Raw genomic sequence first — 21,864 nt, forward strand, 5'->3', positions numbered from 1 at the left:
GGTCAGCTCCGGATCGGCGAAGCGGCCACTGCCGGGAACGACCCTTCAGCGGCCACTTCGCCGGACCACGTGAGAGCCTTCAGAATTTCGCCGGGGTTTGCGGAACGATCATGGCCACCAAAGCCGCCGCAGCCGTCGCGCCGACCAGGACTCCGAACGCGGCCATGTACGAGAACTGGTCCACCATCCATCCCATCACGAGGGGGGTGATGAAACCGGCGAGCTGTCCACAACCGTTGATCAAACCCATTCCGGAACCGAGGAATTCGGCTGGCAATGCCCGCAACGGGAGGGCGAAGATCGACATCGAGCACAGTCCGCTGACGCCCATCGCGAGGGTTTGATAGAACGTGAACATCGCGACGGTATCGGTGGTAGGCATCAAGAACAGCAGAATGGCGGAGGTGGCCATGCACGGAACGAGCAGAATGCGCGCGCTGTCGTGAAAGTACTTGTCCACCAGACGTCCACCGACGACGATGGCCAATGCCGTGACGATGAACGGGATCGCCGCGAAGATTCCCGTATCGATCAGCGAGAGCCCCTTTTCGTTGAGGAGGTAGCTCGGCACCCAGGTCAACAGCCCATATCCGGCCATGTTGGCCAGGCAGAACAGAAGTGCGAACTTCCAGACCGAAACGGACTTGAATACCGCGGCGCGTGAGTGTTCACTGGCGAGCGGTTGCAGTGCGGCCTCCGGATCTTCCGTGATCTCTGTGTCCAACGGCGCCGGGAGCACCAACCAGACGACTGTGCCGATCACGGCGCCGACTATGGCCACCAGCCAAAATGCGTCCCGCCAACCGACGGCCATGAGAACTGGGGCGATGATCAGTGGTGCGATGCCGGGGCCCAGGTTGTTTGCACCGATCATGAAGCCCATGGCCGTGGCGCGAGTTTTCGGACGGGTTCGCTCAGCCAGAGCTTTGAACGACGCTGCTGGGAAGAGACCCTGGCTGAGCCCGAACATCGCACGCATGACCATCAGCGAGACGAGTCCCCAGGCGAATCCTGTCAGTGCGGTGAACACCGACCACAGGATCAACGCAACGATCAACAGTGGCCGGGGTCCGAATCGGTCGGCCAGCATGCCGCCGGGGACCTGCCCGAGCATGTAAAAGATGGCGAAGATCGACACGACTCCGCCCAATTGCGTATTACTGAGGGAGAATTCGTCTCCGATCATCGGCAGTGCAAGCCCGATCATCACGCGATCTATCATGTCGATCATCCAGATCGTACTGAGCAGCCCAACAGTCATAGTCGTTGTTCGACGAATTGACTTGTTGTCCAATATGTTTTGTATCGACTTGCCGCCGCTATGCGAAGGTTCCTCAACTGTGGCGCGTTCCGACTTCATCATGCCTCCTGAATTGCGTTGTGCCGCATGGACTGATGAAGTGTGGCAGCGGACACGTAGGCCGCATTGGTCCGTTCGGCCAATAACCGACCGAATGTTTCGTCGGGCGGTACAGCGTCACTCGGGTGAGATTCCGGGTGACGCTGTCACCAGAGCTTTAACTGCACAAAGCTCTGTCCACGGTGTCTACGACGTGTTGCGTGGCGGACGCAGTCGTGGGAAGAGCAGTCACCGCAAGGTTTACGGCGCGCCCGTTGTCGGTGATGCCGCCGCGGGTCTCGTAACCGACTATGTCGCCGCCATGGCCCCAGTAGACCCCGCCGCACGAGAGAGTCCTGCTGGTGAGGCCGAGGCCGTACTCGAGTCCGGTGGGCCCGCCGACGTGGACGGTGGTACGCATCTGGTCGAGTTCGGCTGCGGGGAGCAGTCGTCCGTCGAGTAGCGCGTAGAGGAACTGGTTGAGGTCCGAGGTGGTGGAGATCAGCTGCCCTGCGGCCCATCCCCACGACGGGTCCATCTCTGTGACGTCACTCAGTGGGCTGTCTGGTGCGGTGCGGTGGTATCCCTTGGGATGGGGACCCCGGATGGTCATGTCTCCCGGGGATGGGAAGTAGGTGTCGCGCAGGCCGATCGGCGCGAAGATTCGTCGATTCATCTCCTCAGCGAGGGGGCGGCCGGTAACCTTCTGTACGAGTAGGCCGGCCAGAATGTAGTTGGTGTTGCTGTACCCCCAACTCGTTCCGGGCGGTGCGTCGGCGGGGTGTTGGAAAGCGACGTCGAGCAAATCGTGGGGGTCGGCGTAGCGGTATCTGATCTCTTCGTCATTGACGTGTATTCCGTAATCGGGGAGTCCGCTGGTGTGTTGGAGGAGTTGGCGGATGGTGATGTTGTGGCCATCGATCCCGTCTCCGCGGACGAGTCCGGGTAGGTAGGTCTCGATGGGGGTGTCGAGTTCGATCTTTCCTTCGGCGACCAGTTGCAGGACCACTACTGCGGTGAAGGTTTTGGTGTTGCTGCCGATTCGTATCTGGCCGTTGGGGGGTACCTCTGATCCGGTGGTCAGGTCACCGACTCCTGCGGTGTAGTTGTGGGAGTTGCCGTTTCGGTCTTGGATGCTTGCGAGGGCGGCGGGTAGTCCGTCCTCGCTCACCAGCGCGTCGAGGGAGCGTTGAACCGCGTCGGACTCGGTGGAGGAAGAACCGACGGTATCGGGACTGAGGGCGGATGACGGCGAGCAGGACGCCAGCGTCATGGCACCGAGGGCCGCCGCGGCAACGACCGAAAAGGTCCGGTGCCGTTTGCGGTCCTGCCGGCGATCTGAGGAAGGGAAGCCCTTTCGAATATTGTTACGCATCAGTAGAACTCCTGAGGATTGGTAGGTTCGGGACATCGTTCGCTCGGGAAGAATTGTTGTTCGATGTTGCGTGCGAAGTCGTGCACGAACATGTTTCCTTCACTTCTCGCACATCGCTGCGTCGACAACTCGCTGTGCTGCTACGAAGGCGTCCTCGCTCATCGGGATGTGATTGAGGGTGAGAGTCACAGCGCGTCCTGTGGTATCGACTCCGCCCGAGGTGCCGAAGCCGGGAATTCCGCCGCCGTGACCCCAGATCTCCTTCCCGCAGTAGCTGTTCACGCGGACTAGTCCGAGTCCGTAGCTGTCCTGCGGGCTCCTGTCGAACGGCACGGTGTGTTTCATCTCGGCGAGCCTGTCATTCGAGACGAGATCGCCGCGTAGCAAAGCCGTGAAGAAAGTGTTGAGGTCGGCGCCCGTTGCGACCATCGCACCTGCGGTGTCGGCCCACGACACGTCGCCATCGGTGACATCGACCTGAATGCCGTCAATCGGGTGATAGCCCTGTGCATGAGAACCGCGGATCTGTGTCTCGCGGGAGGCGGGAAAATAGGTGTCCATCAGTCCGAGCGGATCGATTATGCGGGTGGTGATCTCCTGCGCGGCAGGGCGTCCTGTGACCTTCTCGATGAGCATCCCGAGCAGAATGTAGTTCGTGTTCGAATAGACAGCCTTGTCTTTGGCTGCCGGGCCGGGTGGAAGAGACATCGCGATATCGACCAGTTCAGTGGGGGAGAAGTGCTCCGGTGGTTGTGCGCTTGTCCCCACCAGCAGCTGGCCGGGCTTGATGTCTTCCGGCCGTGCTCCGCCGGCGGCGAGGTAGTCCGTCAGTCCACTGGTGTGCTGCAAGAGATCTCGAATGGTGACTCGGTTGCCGTCGTTCCCGTTGCCTACGACCGTTCCGGGCAGGTAGTGCTCGATGCTCATATCGAGGTCGAGCAGTCCGTCGTCGACGAGTTGCATGACGACGGTCGAGACGAAGGCCTTTGTGTTGCTGCCGATTCGGACCCGCGCATCATCGGGGATAGGCTCGCCGGTGGCGGTGTTTCCCATTCCTGCACGAATGATGCGAGTGCCCCGCGACGGGTCGGAGATCACGAGTTGTGCGCCGGGGATCCCCTGCTCGATGACGCCGTCGAGCGCCTGTTGCACGGCAGCGTCGCTTTGCCGAGTGGAATCAGTGGAGTCAGTGGTGTCACCACATCCGCTCACGCCCAATATGAGGGCTGCAGCGGTGACTGCCGGAAGCACGGTGAGCAGGGGGCGACGTCGAAGGGTGGTCATTGGTTGTGGTCTCCTGTTCGTCGAATCTCGTGGTGAGTTCCACATGCAGAGAACAGTATTGACGTGCGTACGCGTCCTCCATGGTGCGAAGTGCAGTCTCTCGGTGGTGCGTGCCGGAGCGTACGGGGTGTAGCTGGCTGCACCTCGGAGTCCGGCGTCTCGCGGCCGATACTGTCGGTTTGACGAGCTATTTCGGAGTAGGCGGCCTTTGGTGATTGACAGGAGGCCTCAGCGACAAAGGGCGATATCCACCGCGTGTTCGAGTTTTCTCCGGGTGGCGTCGTCGACTACTTGCATGCTGACCGCGATGTTCGCTTCGCGTCCGTCGTCGGTAGCGCCCCCGCGTGTCTCGTATCCAGGGAAACTGCCGCCGTGGCTCCAGGACAGGCCGCCACACGGTAGCGGGCGGCTGACCAATCCAAGTCCGTAGCGGGCATCGGGTCCGAAGGTTTCCTCCGCGGGGACGGTAGTGCGCATCTGGTCGAGTTGGGCTGCGGGGAGCAGTCGTCCGTCGAGGAGTGCGTGGAGAAACTGGTTGAGGTCCGAGGTGGTGGAGATCAATTGCCCTGCGGCCCATCCCCACGAGGGGTCTATCTCTGTGATGTCGACGGGAGGCGCGTCCGATGACTCCCGGTAGTAGCCGCGGGGGTGAAGTTCCGAGATCTTCTCGTCGTATGGTTCAGGAAAGTATGTGTGCTGCAGATCGATCGGCGCGAAGATTCGCCGGTTCATCTCCTCGGCGAGGGGTTTTTCAGTGATCTTCTGTACGAGTAGGCCGGCGAGGACGTAGTTGGTGTTGCTGTACTTCCAACTCGTTCCGGGGGCGAAGTCGGCAGGATGTTCGAGCGCGATGTCGAGAAGTTCGCGTGGGTCGTAATATCGGACTTCGTCTTCCAGGTAGTTGCTGTAGTTGGGGAGTCCGCTGGTGTGTTGGAGGAGTTGGCGGATGGTGATGTTGTGGCCGTCGATCCCGTCTCCGCGGACGAGTCCGGGTAGGTAGGTCTCGATGGGGGTGTCGAGTTCGATCTTTCCTTCGGCGACCAGTTGCAGGACCACTACTGCGGTGAAGGTTTTGGTGTTGCTGCCGATTCGTATCTGGCCGTTGGGGGGTACCTCTGATCCGGTGGTCAGGTCACCGACTCCTGCGGTGTAGTTGTGGGAGTTGCCGTTTCGGTCTTGGATGCTTGCGAGGGCGGCGGGTAGTCCGTCCTCGCTCACCAGCGCGTCGAGGGAGCGTTGAACCGCATCGTGCCGCGCAGCGACGGTATCGGCGGACGACGAGCACGCACCGAGGGTGACCACGCTGAGAGTCATTGCGACGGAACAGAGGGCGCGGTGCCGTTTCCGGCTTTGTCTTTGGGGTGAGGGAGGCTGGCCCTGTCGACTGTGGCGGCGCATCAGTAGAACTCCTTGGAGAGATTGATCGGTCTGGACACGATCCTGTCTGCTGGAGGATTGGTCGCGCATCGCTCCGACGCGGGAAAACCATCTCCCTCGATCGGGGGAGGCCATCGCCGAGCGGCCCAGTCATACTTGTCGAATCATGATCACCGGACTACGACCGCTGATGCGGGGCTCTACATACTCAGCTGTACTTTTCGCCTTTTGTGGTGTGTTGGCAAGCCTGCCACTTCTGGTGGTTGCGATGTTGCCTGCTCTCGCGTGGCAATCCGCACCCGAGTTCGTCCGGGTGCTTTCGGTCCTGCTCATATGGGTGACTTTGGTAGGAGCACTCGGCCTGGTGCATCCTGTGCGACGCGCGCTCATCGTTTCTGCCCGCCGACTGCTGCAGGTGTCGCTGCCGAGTCCAGCGCTCGGACACCGTACTCCTAACCTCTCGGACATTGATCGCTGGCGGGCCCCGCTCTGGATTGTCCTGCATGTCATGGTGGGTTGGCTGGCGGCGCTCGCGACCAGCGTCCTTTTCATCATGGGGATTTCGCTCCCGGGGAACTGGCTCGGCGGCACGGCGCGAATCAGTCTGTTCGATACGTCGGTTGACGTGACGGGTGGATGGACCTGGGTCGTGGCGGCCGGCTGCCTCCTGCTTGCGGTAGGAATTTGTGTCCTGGTGGCAACACTGCTGAGATGGCTGGCGCCACGACTGTTGGGGCCGTCCACGGCTGAACGGCTCGCGCTGGCGGAAGAACGTGAACTGCAACTGGCCGAACGTAATCGGGTCGCTCACGAGTTGCACGACTCGATCGGACACACGCTCACCGCCGCCACGATCCAGGCGGCGGTGGCCGGCGAGGTGCTTGCCTCCGATCCTGCCGCAGCGAGGGCCGCCATGCGTAGCATCGAGGAGTCGACACGGGCAGCGCTCGAGGACCTGGACTACGTACTGGGTGTACTTCGCGAGGAGAGGCCTGGGGCTGTACCTTCTCGGACGCTGTCGGACTTGCCTGCGTTAATTGATCGGTTGCGGCATGCGGGGGCGGTTGTGGAGGTGAACCTGTCGGGTGACCTTTCACAGATCCAGGGGACACTCTCTCGCGCGGCGTACCGGATCCTGCAAGAGGGGACGACCAATGCTCTGCGGCACGGGGACAGCGGGCCGATCGAAATCACGGTGGCAGTCGGCTCGGAGAGCGTCGAGCTCAGAGTGGTCAACAGCATCGGGGCAGTGACCGGGGGAAAGGCAGACGTAGTTCGAAGATCAGGGCGCGGCCTGGCAGGTTTGGCCGAGCGCGTGCGACTCTTGAACGGTGAGTTCAAGGCTGGACCGGACGGAGCCCAGGGCTGGCGATTGAGTGTTCAGTTGCCGGTACGGGTGGCACGATGACCGAAGCCAATTGGAGTGAGGACGCCGCCAAACCTGCAAGCATGCCAGTCACCCTGCTGATTGCGGATGACGACGACGTTACCCGCAGCGGCCTGCGTATGCTGCTCGCAGCTCAGCCCGGGATTGTGGTCGTCGGCGAGGCTGCCGACGGTATCGAAGCAGTGGAGCTTTCGCGGCAACTTCGTCCGGATGTGGTGCTGATGGACGTGCGGATGCCGCTGCGCAACGGAATAGAGGCAACTCGGCACCTCCAGGCCGAGTGCACCGAACCGCCGAAAGTCTTGGTAATCACCACTTTCGAAAACGATGGCTACGTCACGGCCGCACTCAGTGCGGGCGCGAGTGGCTTCGTGCTGAAGCGGCTCCCAGTCCCGCAGATCGCAGCGGCAGTACGTGTGGTGGCGGCGGGCGAAGTGATCCTGTTCCCTGCCGCGCTACGCCGGATGGTTACGCCACGCCCGTTGGTCTCCGCTGAGGCGTTCCCGAATGCAGCGCTGACAGCAAAGGAGGAAGAGGTATTGCGGTTGATGGCCACCGGGCTGTGCAACTCGGATATTGCTCAGGTTCTGGTTGTGAGCCTGGAGACAGTGAAAACGCATGTCGGGAACGTGCTGGCAAAGCTCGGTGCTCAGAATCGGACGCACGCTGTCGTCATCGCCTACGAGTCTGGTCTGGTGGTCCCGGGGTCAGGCACCGATACGGAACCCTGTGCAACTGGCGGTTGATTGCTTTTGTCAGCGTGACCCGGTGAGGATTCGCCGACTGAACCTACAGATCCGTTCCTCTTGCCGAAACGCTCCGAGACGAAGTCACACCACCGGTCACCAGTGCGTACCGGGCACGAGTCGGGCGGCACGACGGCCGAGTTTGCGGATGCGCGAGCGCGAGTGGTGCTGTCGCGCCGGTGTTGCCGGAGCGTCTGCCGGAGTTTCCTTGTCTACCTGACCCTTTGCCGCCGGAGAATCGGGGAAGGCCTGGTACATCTGGTTGAGAATTCGGTCCTTGGTGTGCGGTGCGAACAGGGTTCCCAGATCACCCAGGGTTCCCAGTGGTACGTCGATGCGTTTGGGGCGGTCGATCAGCGCGCGGATCACCATTGCCGCAGCCTTTTCCGGGCTGGTGATCGGGCCGTTGTTGTATTCGCCGGTCGGAGCGATCATCGGTGTTTCGACCAGCGGCATGTGGATGGTCGTGAAAGTGATTCCGTCCGCCAGGGTTTCAGAGGCGGCTACGTCCGAGAAACCGTCGAGGGCGGCCTTGCTCGCCACGTAGGCCGAGAATCTAGGCGTTGCCGCCTGGACTCCCGCGCTGCTGATGTTCACGATGTGGCCGAAGCGGCGAGAACGCATGGTCGGTAACAAGGCGAGCACCAATCGCACAGCGCCGAAGTAGTTCACGGCCATCGTTCGTTCGTAGTCGTGGAAACGATCAGTGGAGTGGTAAATGCCGCGCCGGATGGATCGGCCGGCGTTGTTTACCAACATGTCTACGTGATCGTGTTCTGTCAGAATGCTTTTGATCGTGTGCTGGACCGACTCGTCGTCGGTGATGTCGCAGGGGTAACCGAACGCCTTGCCTCCGGCTGATCGAATCTCCTGTACTGCGGCATCGAGTTCGTCGGTGCGGCGTGCGATCAGGAGAACGGTGGCGCCCTTCTGAGCGGCGGCAATGGCCGATGCCTTGCCGATTCCGGAAGAGCCTCCGGTGATCAGAACGATCCGACCGACGAGTGGTCCTTCGGGACTGTTACGTCGTGCGCGATTGGGATCGAGGTTTGCGCGCCAGTACTTCCACAACACAGTGGAGTACGACCCGAACTCGGGGACCGCCAGTCCTGATCCGGCCAGGGCGGCAACGGTTCTCGCGGAGGTGAATGTCGGCGCCATCGTCATGTTGTCGAGTAATGCTGCAGGCATGCCGATGCGATCGAGGAAGACCTTCCGCGCCGATTCTGCCGAATCCATCGGCAATGGCGAGACAAAGGGTTTGGCGATCACGCCCGGCAGGCTGAGTGCGGGCCGGGGCGCTCCGGCGGCCTTGGCGAGTCCGGCATAGATTTCGCGTACCGGTTGAGGTTTCGGATTCACGAGATGGAATGCTTCGCCGTCGTGGCCGGGCGCGTGCATCAATTCGACGAGGGCGGCGGCTACGTAATCGACGGGCACCACATTGGTTGCGCCGAGGTTGGGGATCGGGACGGGGAGTGCTGCAGGTAGTTTCGCGAGTAGCGCCAGTCCTGGAAACAAGTAGTACGGACCGTCGATCTTGTCCATCTCCCCGGTGACGGAGTTGCCGACCACGGCAGACGGCCGATAAACACGCCAGGTGAGGCCTTCTCGTTCTCGAACGAGCTTCTCGGCCTCGAACTTGGTTCGGTGGTAGGGCGTCGGAAAGCCTTGGCCGCAATCGAAATCGGTCTCGCTGAACGTGCCCGGATAGTCGCCTGCGACTGCGACCGATGACACGTGATGAAGGGTGGCTCCCAGTTTCGCAGCAAGTTCGACCACGGAGCGTGTGCCCTCGACATTCGTCGAAGCCTGCTCGTCTCCGGCGGTGATGTCGTAGATCGCGCCGAGGTGAAGGACGTGGTCGGCAGGTGGGGGAGAATCGATGCCCAGCCCAGGCTCGGTCAGATCTCCAATGAGCGGATGCACGCGATCGCCGCCGGGAATTGCCGACACCTGTTCTTCGAGTTTGGCGACAGAACCGGCTCTGACCAGCACATGGATCTGAGCAGTTTGATCACGCTCGAGCAGGAGTGGCAGTGCAGCTCGTCCGAGAAATCCGGTACCGCCAGTGACGATGTATGTGGCCATAGTCGGTAACTTACTCCAAAGTAAGATCAGCGGCTAGAGGGAAACGAACATCAATGCGTCATGACCCCGTCCTCGGCGTCGAAGTCGATGCCCGCGGAGATGATTCCGGAGAACAAGAACGCGACGGCAAGCGCAAGAGCGGGGATTGCAAGGATCCATTCGAAAATTGTCATGCTCCAAGTCTGACGAAATCAGCTTCGGAGAACATCGCCCTGCGGGGCGATTTAGACGATCGGGCAGTCATCCTCGAGGACGACTGCCCGATCAGGGAAATCCACTAGGTCTGTTGCTGAAGAGTTTCGGGCGCAGTGGGGTGCGCACTCGTCCTTGCGTCGCGTGACGTGATTTCGGATGAGATGTGGGCGGCCGTTGTTCCGAGGGTGTGAAGGCCATGCGCCGTCCGCCAGTAGACCGGCGCACCATCGTCGAGGCGATGGAGTGGCCAGGCCGGCAAACCCTAGGCCGGTTCAGCGCCCGACAAGTCCTCGACCGCATACGGGGTCGTTCCTTCGAACAGAACACCGATCCCGAAAGGATCGGCCATCTCGAGCCTTGACTCAGCGAACCGCAGCAGCCAGGTTCCGTCAGCCCAGATCACCGCCTCAGGTTCGCCGAACAGTGACTCCGTGGCGTCCAACTCCACGAGTTCGGAGTGGCGGAGGCCGAACTGTGGCCCACGCAGCTGTTGACGCAGGTAATCGGCGGCGACTTCGGCAAACTCACCGAACCGGGCCATCACGGTCGCAGCGAGCTCACACACCGCAGACTCCGGCACGGTGGCCGGCTCGATAACCAGACTCACCGGCCTGGAGTCACCGACCCCCTGGACATCGATGCTCGATGTCCAGCACGCCAACGAATCGTCCGAGTCGACACGCGAAAACACTGCTGAGCCGACCACAACACTCTCAGGTAAGTCATCCACGACCCCTAGTCAAACACGGCTCTCCGCAGGATCCCAGGCACTCTTCAGCGACATGATCCAGTCGCGATCAGTGGCCGATGCCGACCTTCGCGTGAACCTTTTTCATCCACACAGGAGCCCACCAGTTCGCTTCGCCCATCAACTTCACGAGCGAGGGCACGAGCAACATGCGGATGATGGTCGCGTCGACGATCAGCGCGACGATCATGCCGACGCCCAGGAACTTCATCACTGACAGCCCTGACATTGCGAAGGCCCCCGTCACCACTATCAGGAGTAAGGCGGCAGCCGTCACGATGCGGCCGGTGCGCTCGGTTCCGAACTTGACCGCTTCCTCTGTCGTCGCTCCCGCGTTCTTGGCCTCGACCATCCGTGACATCAGGAAAACCTCGTAGTCCGTGGACAATCCGAACACCACCGCCAGGATGAGCACGACAAACGTCGCCTCCAGCGGAGTTTGACTGACCCCGAGGAGTTCGACGCCGTGTCCGTCCTGGAAGACGAAGGTGAGGACACCGAAGGTGGTCGCGAGACTCAGGGCTGCCATCAGCACCGCCTTGATCGGCAGCACCACCGAACCGAACGCGAGGAACAACAGGATCAGGGTGGATCCGACCATGATGAGGATCATCACCGGTAGCCAGTGCAGGACGGCGTTGTTGCCGTCGTCGACCATGGCTTGACCGCCGCCGACAAGCAGCACCGTTCCGTCGGGAGCGGAGATCGCACGCAGATCTGTCACTGCGGCGCTCTGTGATTGGGGTGTAGAGCCCTCGCTGTAGAGAGCCTGAACCGCGACGAGTTGATTGGTGCTCGCGACGACGGTCGCCTGACCGATGCCCTCGACTCGACCGGCGGACTCGGCGATCGCTGCACCTTCGGCCGGGGTGAGAGTGTTCCCGTCCTCGGCCTGAAGGATCATCGTTGCGCCATTTCCGGTTTGCGGGAAGTCGTTGACCAACGTGTCCATTGCAACGCGAGCGGGGTCGTTGTCCGGTAGTGCGGTGTACGAGAGTTCTCCCAGCCGGGCGCCGAGCAGCGGCGAGGCCATCACGAGCAGCACAGCCACGATTGTCACCGAGACTGCGACCGGACGCTTCATCACCCACGTGACGACGCGGCCCCAGAACTTGCGCGAGCGTTCCTCGCCGCGTTGCGCCGCATCCTTGCGCCATGTCAGGGCGTTGATGCGATGCCCCAGAATGGCAAGTAGCGCAGGCACAGCGGTCAGCGACAGGACGGCCGCGCTCAATACCGCAGCGATCGCGCCGAAGCCCAGAGACCGGATGACGGCCTGGGGGAATACGAGCATGCCGCTGAACGCACAGATCAGCAGTAGACCCGAGAACATGACGGTGCGACCCGCCGTCAGAACTGTCCGCTGAGCAGCCGCTCCCGGGTCCGAGCCCGAATTCAGTTCTTCACGGAACCGACCGACCACGAACAGTCCGTAGTCGATGGCCAGTCCCAACCCGAGAAGAGAAGCGACGTTGATCGAGAACGAGGACACATCGGTGATCAGCGTGAGGATTCGCAGAACCGCCAAAGCACTCAGGACACTGAGTACACCCACGAACACGGGCACGGCAGCAGCGACGATGCCGCCGAAGATGAAGACCAACAGCACCAGAGTGATCGGAATGGCGATGGCTTCGGCGACCACCAGGTCCTTCTCGAGCTTGGTGTTGAATGCGACGCCGACGACGGTGTTACCCGCGAATTGTGCCTCGGCACCTTCGACTTCGAGCTTCGGCAGGAGATCGGCGAAAGTGGCGGGCGTGACGCCCGAGTCCGGTGCCAACGTGATCGCGACGGCCGCCATGGATCCGTCGTTCGAGAGCAGGCTGGCCTTCGCTGCGGCGTCTGTTCCCCAATACGATTTCACCGAAGCGGTCGGCACTTCGGTTTTGAACTGGTCGACGGCGGCTGTCACTGCCGGCCCGATGTCGTCCAGAGTCTTGCCGTCCGTGGGCGAGTAGATCGCGATGATGTCCGGGGTCTGCGGTCCGAGATTGTCTTCGATGATGTCGGCGACCTTCGCGGAGTCGCTGCCCGGATCGATGAAGCCGCCCTGGCTGAGCTTGCCGAACACTCCGAGTCCCCACACCCCACTGATGAGAACTATCAGAACCGCGAGGCTCAGTACCCACCATTTCCGGGCGACGACGGTTTGGGCCCAGCGTGTCATGTATCAACTCCGGTGTGTGGGGGCGTCTGGCCAGATCGACTGTAGTGGGCGTTTGGTCTTGAATCGGAAACGTCATGCATACTGCTCGAAGCACTTGCAAGCCACGCGTGTGGGGGAAGCCGGTCCGAATCCGGCGCTGACCCGCAACGGTAGGTCGATTCTCGGTAGTCACCGAGTGTCGGCAAGCCCGATTACCCGCCGCGCGGTGTGCGACATCCATTCGTCGTGGTCTACGAAAAGGAAGTCCAGCAGGAGCTCTGGCCGAGGATCAGCGTGCGGGCGGAGTTGTCTGTCGGATCCTCATTCGTGGCTCAGAGCCCTTACGAGGTCCCCGTGTCACTTCAGTTCTCCCCGTCCCGCGCCGCCGCTGTTCTCATCGCGGTCGCCTTGGTTTCGGCAGGTTGTTCCAAAGGTCAGGAATCAGAGTCGGCGTCTGCTGCGGAATCCTTCGCACAGCCGGTGTCCGTGACCAACTGCGATCGCGAGATGACCTTCGATTCGCCGCCGCAGCGCATCGTGTCTTTGAACGGACACGTCACCGAAGCCCTCATCGAGATCGGCGCGGGTGATCGGATTGTCGGGCGGGCGTACAGCGACAACCCGCCAACTGCCGAGACCGCCGATGTATTCAACAAGATTCCCAGCCTCTCCGATACGTTCCCCAGCATGGAGCAGGTTCTCGACGTCGATCCGGACTTCGTGGTCGGAGGAATGACCAGTGCCTTCAACGAGAAGCAAGGCCGTTCCCGAGACGCTTTCGGCGAGCGCGGAATCAACACCTTCCTCTTCTCGGAATACTGTGGCACCGGGTTCCCCGACATCGGATTGCTCGAGAACGACTACACGCAACTCGGTCGAGTCCTGGGCGTCGAAGATTCCGCCCGCGAGGTCGCAGAGGAGATCAGCGATGGTCTCGATTCCGTCCGCGCTTCGGTCGGAGACGCGGCGCCGGTACCGACCTTCTTCTACGACAGCGGTGACCAGGTTCCGACGACCATCGGCGGAGTCGGCGTCGGTCAATTGGTCGCGGAATACTCCGGCGTCTCGAACATCTTCGCCGAAGGGACAAAGCCCTACATCGACGCATCGTGGGAAGCTGTTGCCGAGCGTGCACCCCAGGCGATCGTGGTCATCGACTACGGCGACAAGACAGCCGAGCAGAAGATCGACTTCCTCCGTGCCCAGCCGTTGATGGCGACCACCCCTGCTGTGCAGCAGAACCGGTTCGTCGTGGTTCCTCTCGCTGACCTGTTCGAGAGTTCACGGTTGGTGCGTTCGGCACAGACCATCGCAACAGCCTTCCATCCAGGCGCTGACGCGGCGAAGTGACCCGCACGCGTTACGGGTACGGCGCCCTGCTTGTCGGCTTGGCGGTCGCCTTGGCGATCGTCCTGGGGTTGGCCGTCTCCTTGGGATCGGTTCGCATTCCCGTCGGTGACGTCTGGGCGATAGTCGGAGCCCGTTTGGCGCCAGGGACTTTCGAGACGTGGTGGACCGCGGCGCGGGAGTCGATCGTGATCGACTCCCGCCTGCCACGTGCACTCACTGCCGCGGTGGTGGGTGCTTCGTTGGCGATGTCGGGCGCTGTTGCTCAGGCTGTCACACGGAATCCTCTTGCCGACCCGTATCTGCTCGGAGTTTCGTCGGGTGCGGGATTCATGGTGGTGCTCGTGTCGGTGCTGGGTTTCGGCGCCGGCCTCCTCGGGGTTTTCACGATTCCGGTCGCAGCATTCGTCGGGGCGATGATCCCGTTGTTTCTCGCACTGCTGATCGGCGGCCGGTATCCGCAGCCGACCGCGATCATTTTGGTGGGTGTCGCGCTCGCCCAGATATTCTCGGCGCTCATCACCTTTTGCATCCTGGTATTGGCCGATGATCGGCACGTGACGTCGGTGATGCACTGGATTGCCGGCGGATTCGGTGATGCACGATGGTCGACGCTGATCTTCCCGACGATCACACTGGCCGTCGTCGGCACAGCCCTTCTGTTCAGTTCGCGATGGATGGACGTTTTGCAGACCGGTGACGACGGGGCTGCTGCACTCGGTATGAACGTCCGACGGTTCCGTGTGTTGTCCTTGCTCGCGGTCTCCGTACTGGCGGGCGCAGCAGTCAGCGTTGCCGGTGGAATCGGTTTCATCGGTCTGCTGATCCCGCATCTGGCCGGCTTCATCGTCGGCACCAGAGCAATTCGACTGCTCCCTGCTGCAGCCCTGCTGGGCGCCGTCGCGATGGTTGCCGCGGATACCGCTGCGCGCTCGGTGGCACAATCCACTGAAGTTCCGGTCGGAGTGATCACGGCCCTCGTGGGTGCACCGATCTTCGTCTGGATGCTCTACCGGCAGTATCGGAGGCTCGAACAGTGACACAGGCCAGAACAGTGACACTCCCGAAAGACTCCGAAACTGCGCCCCTGCTCGAACTCGTCGAGACCCGGGCGCGGCTCGGAAATCGCGAAGTGTTGCGCGGCATCACTTTCGCAGTCAAGTCCGGTGAAATATTGGGCTTGGTCGGGCCGAACGGCAGTGGCAAGACGACGGCGCTGCGCTGCTGCTACAACGCTTTGACGCCGACAGGTGGCGCAGTTCTGATCGATCAAGTCGACTCGACGACGCTCTCGCGTAAGGACATCGCCCGAACTGTCTCGGCAAGTGTTCAAGAACCCACTGTCTCGGCAGGACTTTCGGTTCGTGAATCGATCGCGCTCGGACGAACTCCGCACCGCAGCTGGTTGGACCGAAGCACGGAGCGCGATACCACCATCGTGGACCGGTGCATCGAGCAGGTCGGTTTGGTCGAGCTTGCCGGACGAGACGTATCGACCCTGTCGGGTGGTGAGCGGCAACGTGTCTCGATAGCTCGCGCATTGGCTCAGGAGCCCAAGGTTCTGTTGTTGGACGAGCCGACCAATCATCTCGATCTTCGTCACCAGTTGATCGTGATGGAACTGCTTACCGAACTTGCGTCGGCGGGGCTCGCAGTTGTGGTCACGATGCACGATCTACGGTTGGCAGTCGAGTACTGCGACAACCTTGCCGTGCTCACCGAAGGTGAACTCCGCGCGTGTGGGTCTACGGTCGAGGTGTTGGACGAGCCGTTGTTGGCCGAGGTTTTCGGCATCAGGGCGCGAGTCGAACGCGGAGTACGTCCGCGGATGGAGATATTGGGGCTGGCATGACGGAATCGGTGGCCGGGATCTACGCCCGTATGGCAGTAGCTGTGCCGTTCTTCGACAACCTGAGCGCGTATCCGGATACGGTGCCCGCGGTGTTGATGACCGACCCCCAGTGGTTGGCAGCACGTGTCGCCGATACGGCAGAGCGATGGGGGAGTGCGGACAGTCGAGTGAACGGCACGTTGTGGTGGTACTCGGCCAGCTCGACGCTGACCGGCATTCCGATCGGAACCGGGATGGTCACCGGGTTCGCGGCCGATCCATCGTTGGACGGTGGGCGGATCTTCTTGCGTGACAACGGCTATCTGGGCGGTTTTGCTGCCGGATCGGTCATTCCGATCTCGCGGAGTGTGGCGGAGTTGGGCCACACGATGTTCCGCTCGCTCAATCCCGTGATCGAGGTACTCGCCGAGGTGTCCGGCGTTCGGCAGCAGGCGCTGTGGGCGATCACAACGGACTCCATCGCCAATCGCAGCCTCGATGCCGCCGGTAATGCGCGGGAGCGCGGAAGTGCATTTGCGGCCGGTCTGATCGAAGTTCTCCGCGGTGAGAACCCGGGCATTCCGGTCCCGCGTTTCGTGGACGTGGATCGCAGAGAATCTGCTGTGCGCGTAAGTAATCCATTGACGCCGGTGGCATTCGGGCGACGCAGATTCACGCAGCGGGCGTCGTGCTGCCTGATCTACGAGGTACCCGGTGAAGGCAAATGCACCAGTTGCCCGAAGCGCGCACCCGAAGATCGGGTGCGCGCCTTGGCCGCTCTGGTGTGACTGTGGGTGGGCGGATTCAGGTGTTATCGGATCAGTGAGCTGCGACCTTGGAACGGTCGAGTCCCAGCGCGTCGGTCATCGTGAAGAACAGGTCGGTCTGGTCCGTGAGACCGCTGACGTTGGCCGCATGCGGGCCGAAAGCTGCTACGCGCAACTGAGTTCCGGTGTGTCCTTCGGACTCGACGGCCGGATCCTCGGACGTTCCGTAGCTGATCGTCATCTCCGAGCCGTCCTTCGTGGTCAGCTTGCGGGTCAGTCCGGGGTAGACGATTTCCTGGGCGCGCTCGACCGGGATGTTCTGGTCCTTGGCGATGGTGGCGATGTCGTCGGCGCTGACATTGGTGACGATCTGGCTGGTGTGAGCGTGGTCGGCTGTGACGATGACCAGGGTTTCTCCGTCGGTCTTCGCAAATTCGAGTGCCTTCTGCACAGCTTCGTCGAGGTCGACGGTTTCACCGATCTGACCGCATGCGTTGGCTGCGTGATCCTGCTTGTCGATCGAGGCACCTTCGACCTGGAGGAAGAATCCGTTGTCGTTGACCTTCAGTAGGTCGATGGCCTTCTGAGTCATGTCCGCGAGCTTGGGTACGTCGGAGGTTCGCTTGGGGTTGTCGACGCAGGTTTCGGCGGGCTGCAGGTAACCGTCGCGGGTGGCGACGGATCCTTCCCAGCGGACGGGCATGTTGCCGTCGGCGAACAAGCCGAGCACGGGTGCATCCTGATCGGCCTTGCCGACCTCGTTCATCTCGGCGGCGTTCTTCACCAGCTGGTAGCCACGGGCGGCGGCCTGCTCATTGAGTGTCTTGCCCTGCCAGTCACCGGCTTTCGCAGTTTCGGCGAAGGACTTGGCGCCGCCGGCAAAGGTGACGTCGGCGCGGGTGTCGAGGAGTTGTTCGCTGATCGATCCCTTGCCGCCGTTCTCGAGGGCGTTCTCCGGGCAGGACTTGGACGTCGCCTCCGGTCCGTAGCACTTGCGGCCACTGACGTGCGCGACCTGCACTGCGGGGGTGGCGTCCTGCACCTCGGCGGTGGAGACGTTGCCGGTGGCCTTGCCGTTCGCCTTGGCGATCTCGAGGACGGTCGACTGGGCCTGCCCCTTGATGTCGACCGAAATCGCGCCGTTGTAGGTCTTGGTGCCGGTGGACCATGCCGATCCGCTGGCTGCGGAGTCGGTGACGTAGTCGGGCTTGCCGTCCTTGGTCAGTGCGTAGTGCGTGTACTGGCCGGTGATCGGCAGGGCGTCGAGGCCGGGGAAGCTGCCCGCAGCGCCTTCGGCGTAGTTGCGTGCGGCGGTGATCTCCGAGTCGCCCATGCCGTCCCCGATCAGGAGGATGACGTTCTTCGCGCCGGAGGCATTGACGGCGTCGCGCACTGCGGCCGACTGATCACCGTCGATGCGACGAGCGCCACCGTTCGAGGACAGTTCGCCGGTCGCGGCGCGATCGACGGTCGCGCCGTTCGAGCCGGTGGCCTCGTCGGCGCTGCTGCTGCAGCCGGCAGCGGCCAGAACGGCGACGGCGCCGGCGACGGCCGTCAACCTACGTGTGTTGCGCGAGAACGACATACGAGTAGTACTCCTGGAAACAGTATGGATGGAGATTATGAACGCCGCTAATGATCTGCGGCGAAAGTGAACGGAGTGCAGACATGCGTACATCTGAATGTGACGAGACGGTGAGGGTTGAGATTCGCTCTGTTGACTGTGGGTGAGTGACCTGTCAGACTGAATCTGCATCGAACATCAGTTCGATGCATGTGGTGCGTCTTCCCTTTCGGCATCCTCGAGCAGTCGGTCGTCCCTGACGGCCGACTCGATCAGGTGCGAGGTCAGTGTGGGTTGGGGAAATGGGCCGCCGACGTGGTCCGAGATGGAACGGGTGCTTTCCGGACGACCCGGCCGTGTGGAACATGAGGATTTGTTTCCGGGCGATGGAAGCGACAGCCCCGCCTGGTCAAGAAAGCGCGGCGAGTACCACGCGGGCGAGCTCACCCGTGGTGCCGGTGTAATTCCTTACGCAGAACTGCACGCTCACTCGGCCTTCAGTTTCCTCGACGGTGCATCACCGCCGGAAGAGCTGGTCGAGGAAGCAGTGCGTCTCGGGCTCGAAGCTATCGCCGTCACCGATCACGACGGCTTCTACGGCGTGGTGAGGTTTGCGGAAGCCGCACGTGAATGGGGAATGCGCACCGTGTTCGGGGCCGAGTTGTCTCTGGATTCGGTACCCAGAACCGGCACGGCAGATCCCGGTGGAACGCACCTCCTGGTACTTGCCCGTGGGCAGGAAGGGTATCGCCGGCTCTCGCGGGAGATCGCTGCCGCGCATCTGGCGGGCGGCGAGAAGGGCAAACTGCAGTACGACTACGACGTGCTGACCGAAGCGGCCGGTGGCCACTGGCAGATCCTGACCGGGTGCCGGAAAGGTCATGTGCGGCAAGCCTTGACGTCGGGTGGTCGCGAAGCAGCGGCGGATGCCTTGGGGGATCTGGTCGAGCGTTTCGGGGCGGAGCGAGTGTCGGTGGAACTCACTCATCATGGGTTGGCGGAGGACGACGAGCGCAATGCCGTTCTGGCCGAATTGGCGAGAGAGCATGGACTACGTACGGTGGCGACCACCGCCGCGCACTTCGCCGCTCCTCCGCGTCGACGCCTCGCCATGGCAATGGCGGCTGTGCGGTCGCGTCAAAGCTTGGACGAGGCAGCAGGATGGTTGGCCCCTACCGGCGGAGCGCACCTGCGGTCCGGCGCGGAGATGGCGGCACTGTTCTCGCTCTATCCCGAGGCTGTCAGTGGTGCCGCCGATCTTGGTCGTGAGTGCGCTTTCGATCTCAAGCTCATCGCGCCCAAATTGCCACCGTTCGACGTGCCAGCCGGGCATACCGAGGCGTCGTGGTTGCGTGAGCTCACCATGGTGGGGGCGCTGGAACGCTACGGACCGCCGGAAGGTGCACCGAAGGCATACAAACAGCTCGAACATGAACTTGCCATCATCGAGGGATTGAACTTTCCCGGATATTTCCTGGTGGTGCATGACATCGTGTCGTTCTGCAAGAACAACGACATCCTCTGTCAGGGAAGAGGTTCCGCTGCGAACTCGGCGGTGTGTTACGCGATCGGCATCACCAATGTCGATCCGGTTCGCAACAAACTGCTGTTCGAGAGGTTTCTTGCGCCTGAACGTGACGGCCCGCCGGACATCGACGTGGACATCGAGTCCGACCGCCGGGAAGAGGCGATCCAGCACGTGTACGCGAAGTACGGGCGTACGTATGCCGCGCAGGTCGCCAATGTCATCACCTATCGAGGAAAGTCGTCGGTGCGGGACATGGCTCGGGCGCTGGGCTTTTCGCAGGGACAGCAAGATGCGTGGAGTAAGCAGGTCGGCCGGTGGGGTGGTATCGACAAGAATGCGGATACCGATATTCCGCGTCCGGTACTCGAACTGGCGGCGCAGATCGAAGGCTATCCGCGGCACCTCGGTATCCACTCAGGCGGCATGGTCATCTGCGATCGTCCCATCGCCGACGTCTGCCCGGTGGAGTGGGCGCGGATGGCCAATCGCAGTGTCCTGCAATGGGACAAGGACGATTGCGCTGCCGCTGGGCTGGTCAAGTTCGATCTGCTCGGCCTCGGCATGCTCTCAGCTTTGCACTACATGATGGACCTGGTAGCCGAACACAAAGGCATCACAGTCGATCTGGCGCAACTCGATCTGTCGGAAACAGCGGTGTACGAGATGTTGCAGCGGGCAGATTCGGTGGGTGTGTTCCAAGTGGAATCACGTGCGCAGATGGCGACACTGCCGCGTCTGAAGCCTCGAAACTTCTACGACCTGGTAGTCGAGGTCGCGCTCATCCGTCCGGGGCCGATCCAAGGCGGATCAGTGCATCCGTACATTCGTCGGCGCAACAAACTCGAACCTGTGTCCTACGACCATCCGTCGCTCGAGAAGGCACTCGAACGCACGTTGGGGGTTCCGCTGTTCCAGGAACAGTTGATGCAGATGGCCGTCGACGTTGCGGGCTTCACGCCGTCCGAGGCCGATCAATTGCGTCGGGCAATGGGATCGAAACGCTCCACCGAGAAGATGGAACAACTGCGCGCGAGGTTCTATCAGGGCATGCGAGACCTACACGGCATCGGTGACGAGGTTGCCGACCGGATCTACGAAAAGCTTTATGCATTCGCTAATTTCGGTTTCCCGGAAAGCCATTCACAGAGTTTTGCCGCGCTGGTCTTCTACTCCTCGTGGTTCAAACTTCATCATCCCGCTGCGTTCTGCGCCGGACTTCTGCGCGCGCAGCCCATGGGTTTCTACTCGCCGCAGTCCTTGGTTGCCGATGCGCGCCGGCACGGAGTGCAGGTACACGGTGCAGACATCAATGTCAGCCTCGCGCATGCCACCGTCGAGGCAGGTGGATTCGAGGTTCGGCTGGGGCTGGGGGAAGTGCGCAACATCGGCGATGCACTCGCCGGGAAAATTGTCGAACAGCGCGACCTCGGTGGACCGTTCACGTCGTTTCTCGATCTGACCGGGCGGGTGGAACTGACTACCGCACAAGCTGAATCGCTGGCGACCGCCGGTGCACTAGCCAGCTTCGGTATCTCGCGTAGAGAAGCGCTGTGGGCAGCGGGCGCTGCGGCGGGGGAGCGCCCCGACCGCTTGCCCGGTATCGGTGCGTCGGTCACAGCTCCCACCCTGCCCGGCATGAGCGACGTCGAATTAGCGGCGGCGGATGTCTGGGCGACAGGAGTATCTCCCGACACGTACCCGACACAATTCCTCCGCCCACAGCTCGACGCGCTCGGCGTGGTGCCGGCGTCGAGACTTCTCGACATCCCGGACGGTGACCGTGTGCTGGTAGGGGGAGCAGTCACACACCGGCAGCGTCCGGCCACAGCTGCGGGCGTCACGTTCATCAACCTCGAGGACGAAACCGGCATGGTCAACGTCGTGTGTTCGGTGGGGTTGTGGGCAAAGTACCGAAAATTGGCAAATACGGCGCCGGCGTTGCTTATTCGAGGGAAGGTGCAGAATGCAGAAGGCGCTGTCACCGTCGTGGCAGACCGGATGCAGCTGATGGATCTGCGAGTAACGGCCAAATCGCGAGACTTCCGTTAACGCCTGATTCTGGCCACCGTGTTAGTGCCGAGAGACAATTTTGTGCCGAGAGGACAAATGTGGAGCTCAACTCTGACCTCCGAGCAT

Annotated in this window: 16 protein-coding genes and 1 riboswitch; of the genes, 7 read left to right on the forward strand and 9 right to left on the reverse strand. The window is 62.0% G+C overall.

The window, feature by feature from the left end; genetic code table 11:
• Window positions 1–79: 79 nt before the first annotated feature.
• The 4 genes from AC1Q6C_RS20330 to AC1Q6C_RS20345 form a co-directional block, all read right to left on the reverse strand.
• Complete coding sequence (locus AC1Q6C_RS20330) at window positions 80–1,231, reverse strand: MFS transporter (RefSeq protein ID WP_492666752.1); 1,152 nt, start codon at window positions 1,229–1,231, stop codon at window positions 80–82.
• Window positions 1,232–1,517: 286 nt separating this feature from the next.
• The gene (locus AC1Q6C_RS20335) at window positions 1,518–2,714 is read right to left on the reverse strand and encodes a serine hydrolase domain-containing protein (RefSeq protein ID WP_230359677.1); all 1,197 of its coding nucleotides are present in this window, start codon (window positions 2,712–2,714) and stop codon (window positions 1,518–1,520) included.
• Window positions 2,715–2,813: 99 nt separating this feature from the next.
• Window positions 2,814–3,998, reverse strand: a complete 1,185-nt coding sequence (locus AC1Q6C_RS20340; protein ID WP_214924839.1) for a serine hydrolase domain-containing protein — start codon at window positions 3,996–3,998, stop codon at window positions 2,814–2,816.
• 228 nt (window positions 3,999–4,226) lie between these two features.
• Window positions 4,227–5,312: a serine hydrolase domain-containing protein gene (locus AC1Q6C_RS20345; RefSeq protein ID WP_228232550.1), complete on the reverse strand. Its 1,086-nt coding sequence runs from the start codon at window positions 5,310–5,312 to the stop codon at window positions 4,227–4,229.
• Window positions 5,313–5,613: 301 nt separating this feature from the next.
• Between AC1Q6C_RS20345 and AC1Q6C_RS20350 the strand changes: the two genes are divergently transcribed.
• Window positions 5,614–6,783, forward strand: coding sequence for a sensor histidine kinase (locus AC1Q6C_RS20350; RefSeq protein WP_230691755.1), 1,170 nt, complete (start codon window positions 5,614–5,616; stop codon window positions 6,781–6,783).
• On the forward strand, window positions 6,780–7,508 hold the full coding sequence (locus AC1Q6C_RS20355) for a response regulator transcription factor (protein ID WP_492666753.1): 729 nt from the start codon (window positions 6,780–6,782) through the stop codon (window positions 7,506–7,508). The genes AC1Q6C_RS20350 and AC1Q6C_RS20355 overlap by 4 nt, the downstream gene beginning before the upstream one ends.
• A gap of 96 nt (window positions 7,509–7,604) precedes the next feature.
• On the opposite strand, the gene AC1Q6C_RS20360 is transcribed toward AC1Q6C_RS20355, so the two are convergent.
• The 4 genes from AC1Q6C_RS20360 to AC1Q6C_RS20375 form a co-directional block, all read right to left on the reverse strand.
• Window positions 7,605–9,599 (reverse strand): SDR family oxidoreductase, encoded by a 1,995-nt coding sequence (locus tag AC1Q6C_RS20360; RefSeq protein ID WP_064689606.1) that lies wholly within the window; start codon window positions 9,597–9,599, stop codon window positions 7,605–7,607.
• Window positions 9,600–9,649: 50 nt separating this feature from the next.
• Entirely contained in the window at window positions 9,650–9,772 is a 123-nt protein-coding gene (locus AC1Q6C_RS20365) for a hypothetical protein (RefSeq protein WP_003940840.1), read from the reverse strand.
• 284 nt (window positions 9,773–10,056) lie between these two features.
• A complete protein-coding gene (locus tag AC1Q6C_RS20370) occupies window positions 10,057–10,524 on the reverse strand; it encodes a hypothetical protein (protein WP_230359679.1) in 468 nt (155 codons plus the stop codon).
• 67 nt (window positions 10,525–10,591) lie between these two features.
• Window positions 10,592–12,712, reverse strand: coding sequence for an MMPL family transporter (locus tag AC1Q6C_RS20375; RefSeq protein ID WP_007727439.1), 2,121 nt, complete (start codon window positions 12,710–12,712; stop codon window positions 10,592–10,594).
• A 71-nt stretch (window positions 12,713–12,783) separates the two neighbouring features.
• Window positions 12,784–12,929, forward strand: a riboswitch (cobalamin riboswitch).
• A gap of 116 nt (window positions 12,930–13,045) precedes the next feature.
• On the opposite strand from AC1Q6C_RS20375, the gene AC1Q6C_RS20380 reads away from it, so the two are divergent.
• Genes AC1Q6C_RS20380 through AC1Q6C_RS20395 form a run of 4 tightly spaced genes read left to right on the forward strand, consistent with a single transcriptional unit; the run spans window position 13,046 to window position 16,657 of the window.
• Window positions 13,046–14,041, forward strand: a complete 996-nt coding sequence (locus AC1Q6C_RS20380) for an ABC transporter substrate-binding protein (protein ID WP_029254958.1) — start codon at window positions 13,046–13,048, stop codon at window positions 14,039–14,041.
• On the forward strand, window positions 14,038–15,078 hold the full coding sequence (locus AC1Q6C_RS20385) for a FecCD family ABC transporter permease (RefSeq protein WP_050654847.1): 1,041 nt from the start codon (window positions 14,038–14,040) through the stop codon (window positions 15,076–15,078). The genes AC1Q6C_RS20380 and AC1Q6C_RS20385 overlap by 4 nt, the downstream gene beginning before the upstream one ends.
• A complete protein-coding gene (locus AC1Q6C_RS20390) occupies window positions 15,075–15,890 on the forward strand; it encodes an ABC transporter ATP-binding protein (RefSeq protein ID WP_372452363.1) in 816 nt (271 codons plus the stop codon). The genes AC1Q6C_RS20385 and AC1Q6C_RS20390 overlap by 4 nt, the downstream gene beginning before the upstream one ends.
• Window positions 15,887–16,657 carry a (2Fe-2S)-binding protein gene (locus AC1Q6C_RS20395; RefSeq protein ID WP_081557630.1) on the forward strand — a complete coding sequence of 257 codons (771 nt, stop codon included), beginning with the start codon at window positions 15,887–15,889 and terminating at the stop codon, window positions 16,655–16,657. Before AC1Q6C_RS20390 ends, AC1Q6C_RS20395 begins: the two co-directional genes overlap by 4 nt.
• Before the next feature lie 31 nt (window positions 16,658–16,688).
• On the opposite strand, the gene phoA is transcribed toward AC1Q6C_RS20395, so the two are convergent.
• The gene (phoA, locus tag AC1Q6C_RS20400) at window positions 16,689–18,221 is read right to left on the reverse strand and encodes an alkaline phosphatase (RefSeq protein WP_003940796.1); all 1,533 of its coding nucleotides are present in this window, start codon (window positions 18,219–18,221) and stop codon (window positions 16,689–16,691) included.
• 268 nt (window positions 18,222–18,489) lie between these two features.
• Here phoA and AC1Q6C_RS20405 point away from each other — a divergent pair, with 268 nt between their 5' ends.
• Entirely contained in the window at window positions 18,490–21,777 is a 3,288-nt protein-coding gene (locus AC1Q6C_RS20405; protein WP_047271812.1) for an error-prone DNA polymerase, read from the forward strand.
• The last annotated feature ends 87 nt before the right edge of the window (window positions 21,778–21,864 follow it).

The sequence above is a fragment of the Rhodococcus sp. MT28 genome, from assembly GCF_058792695.1.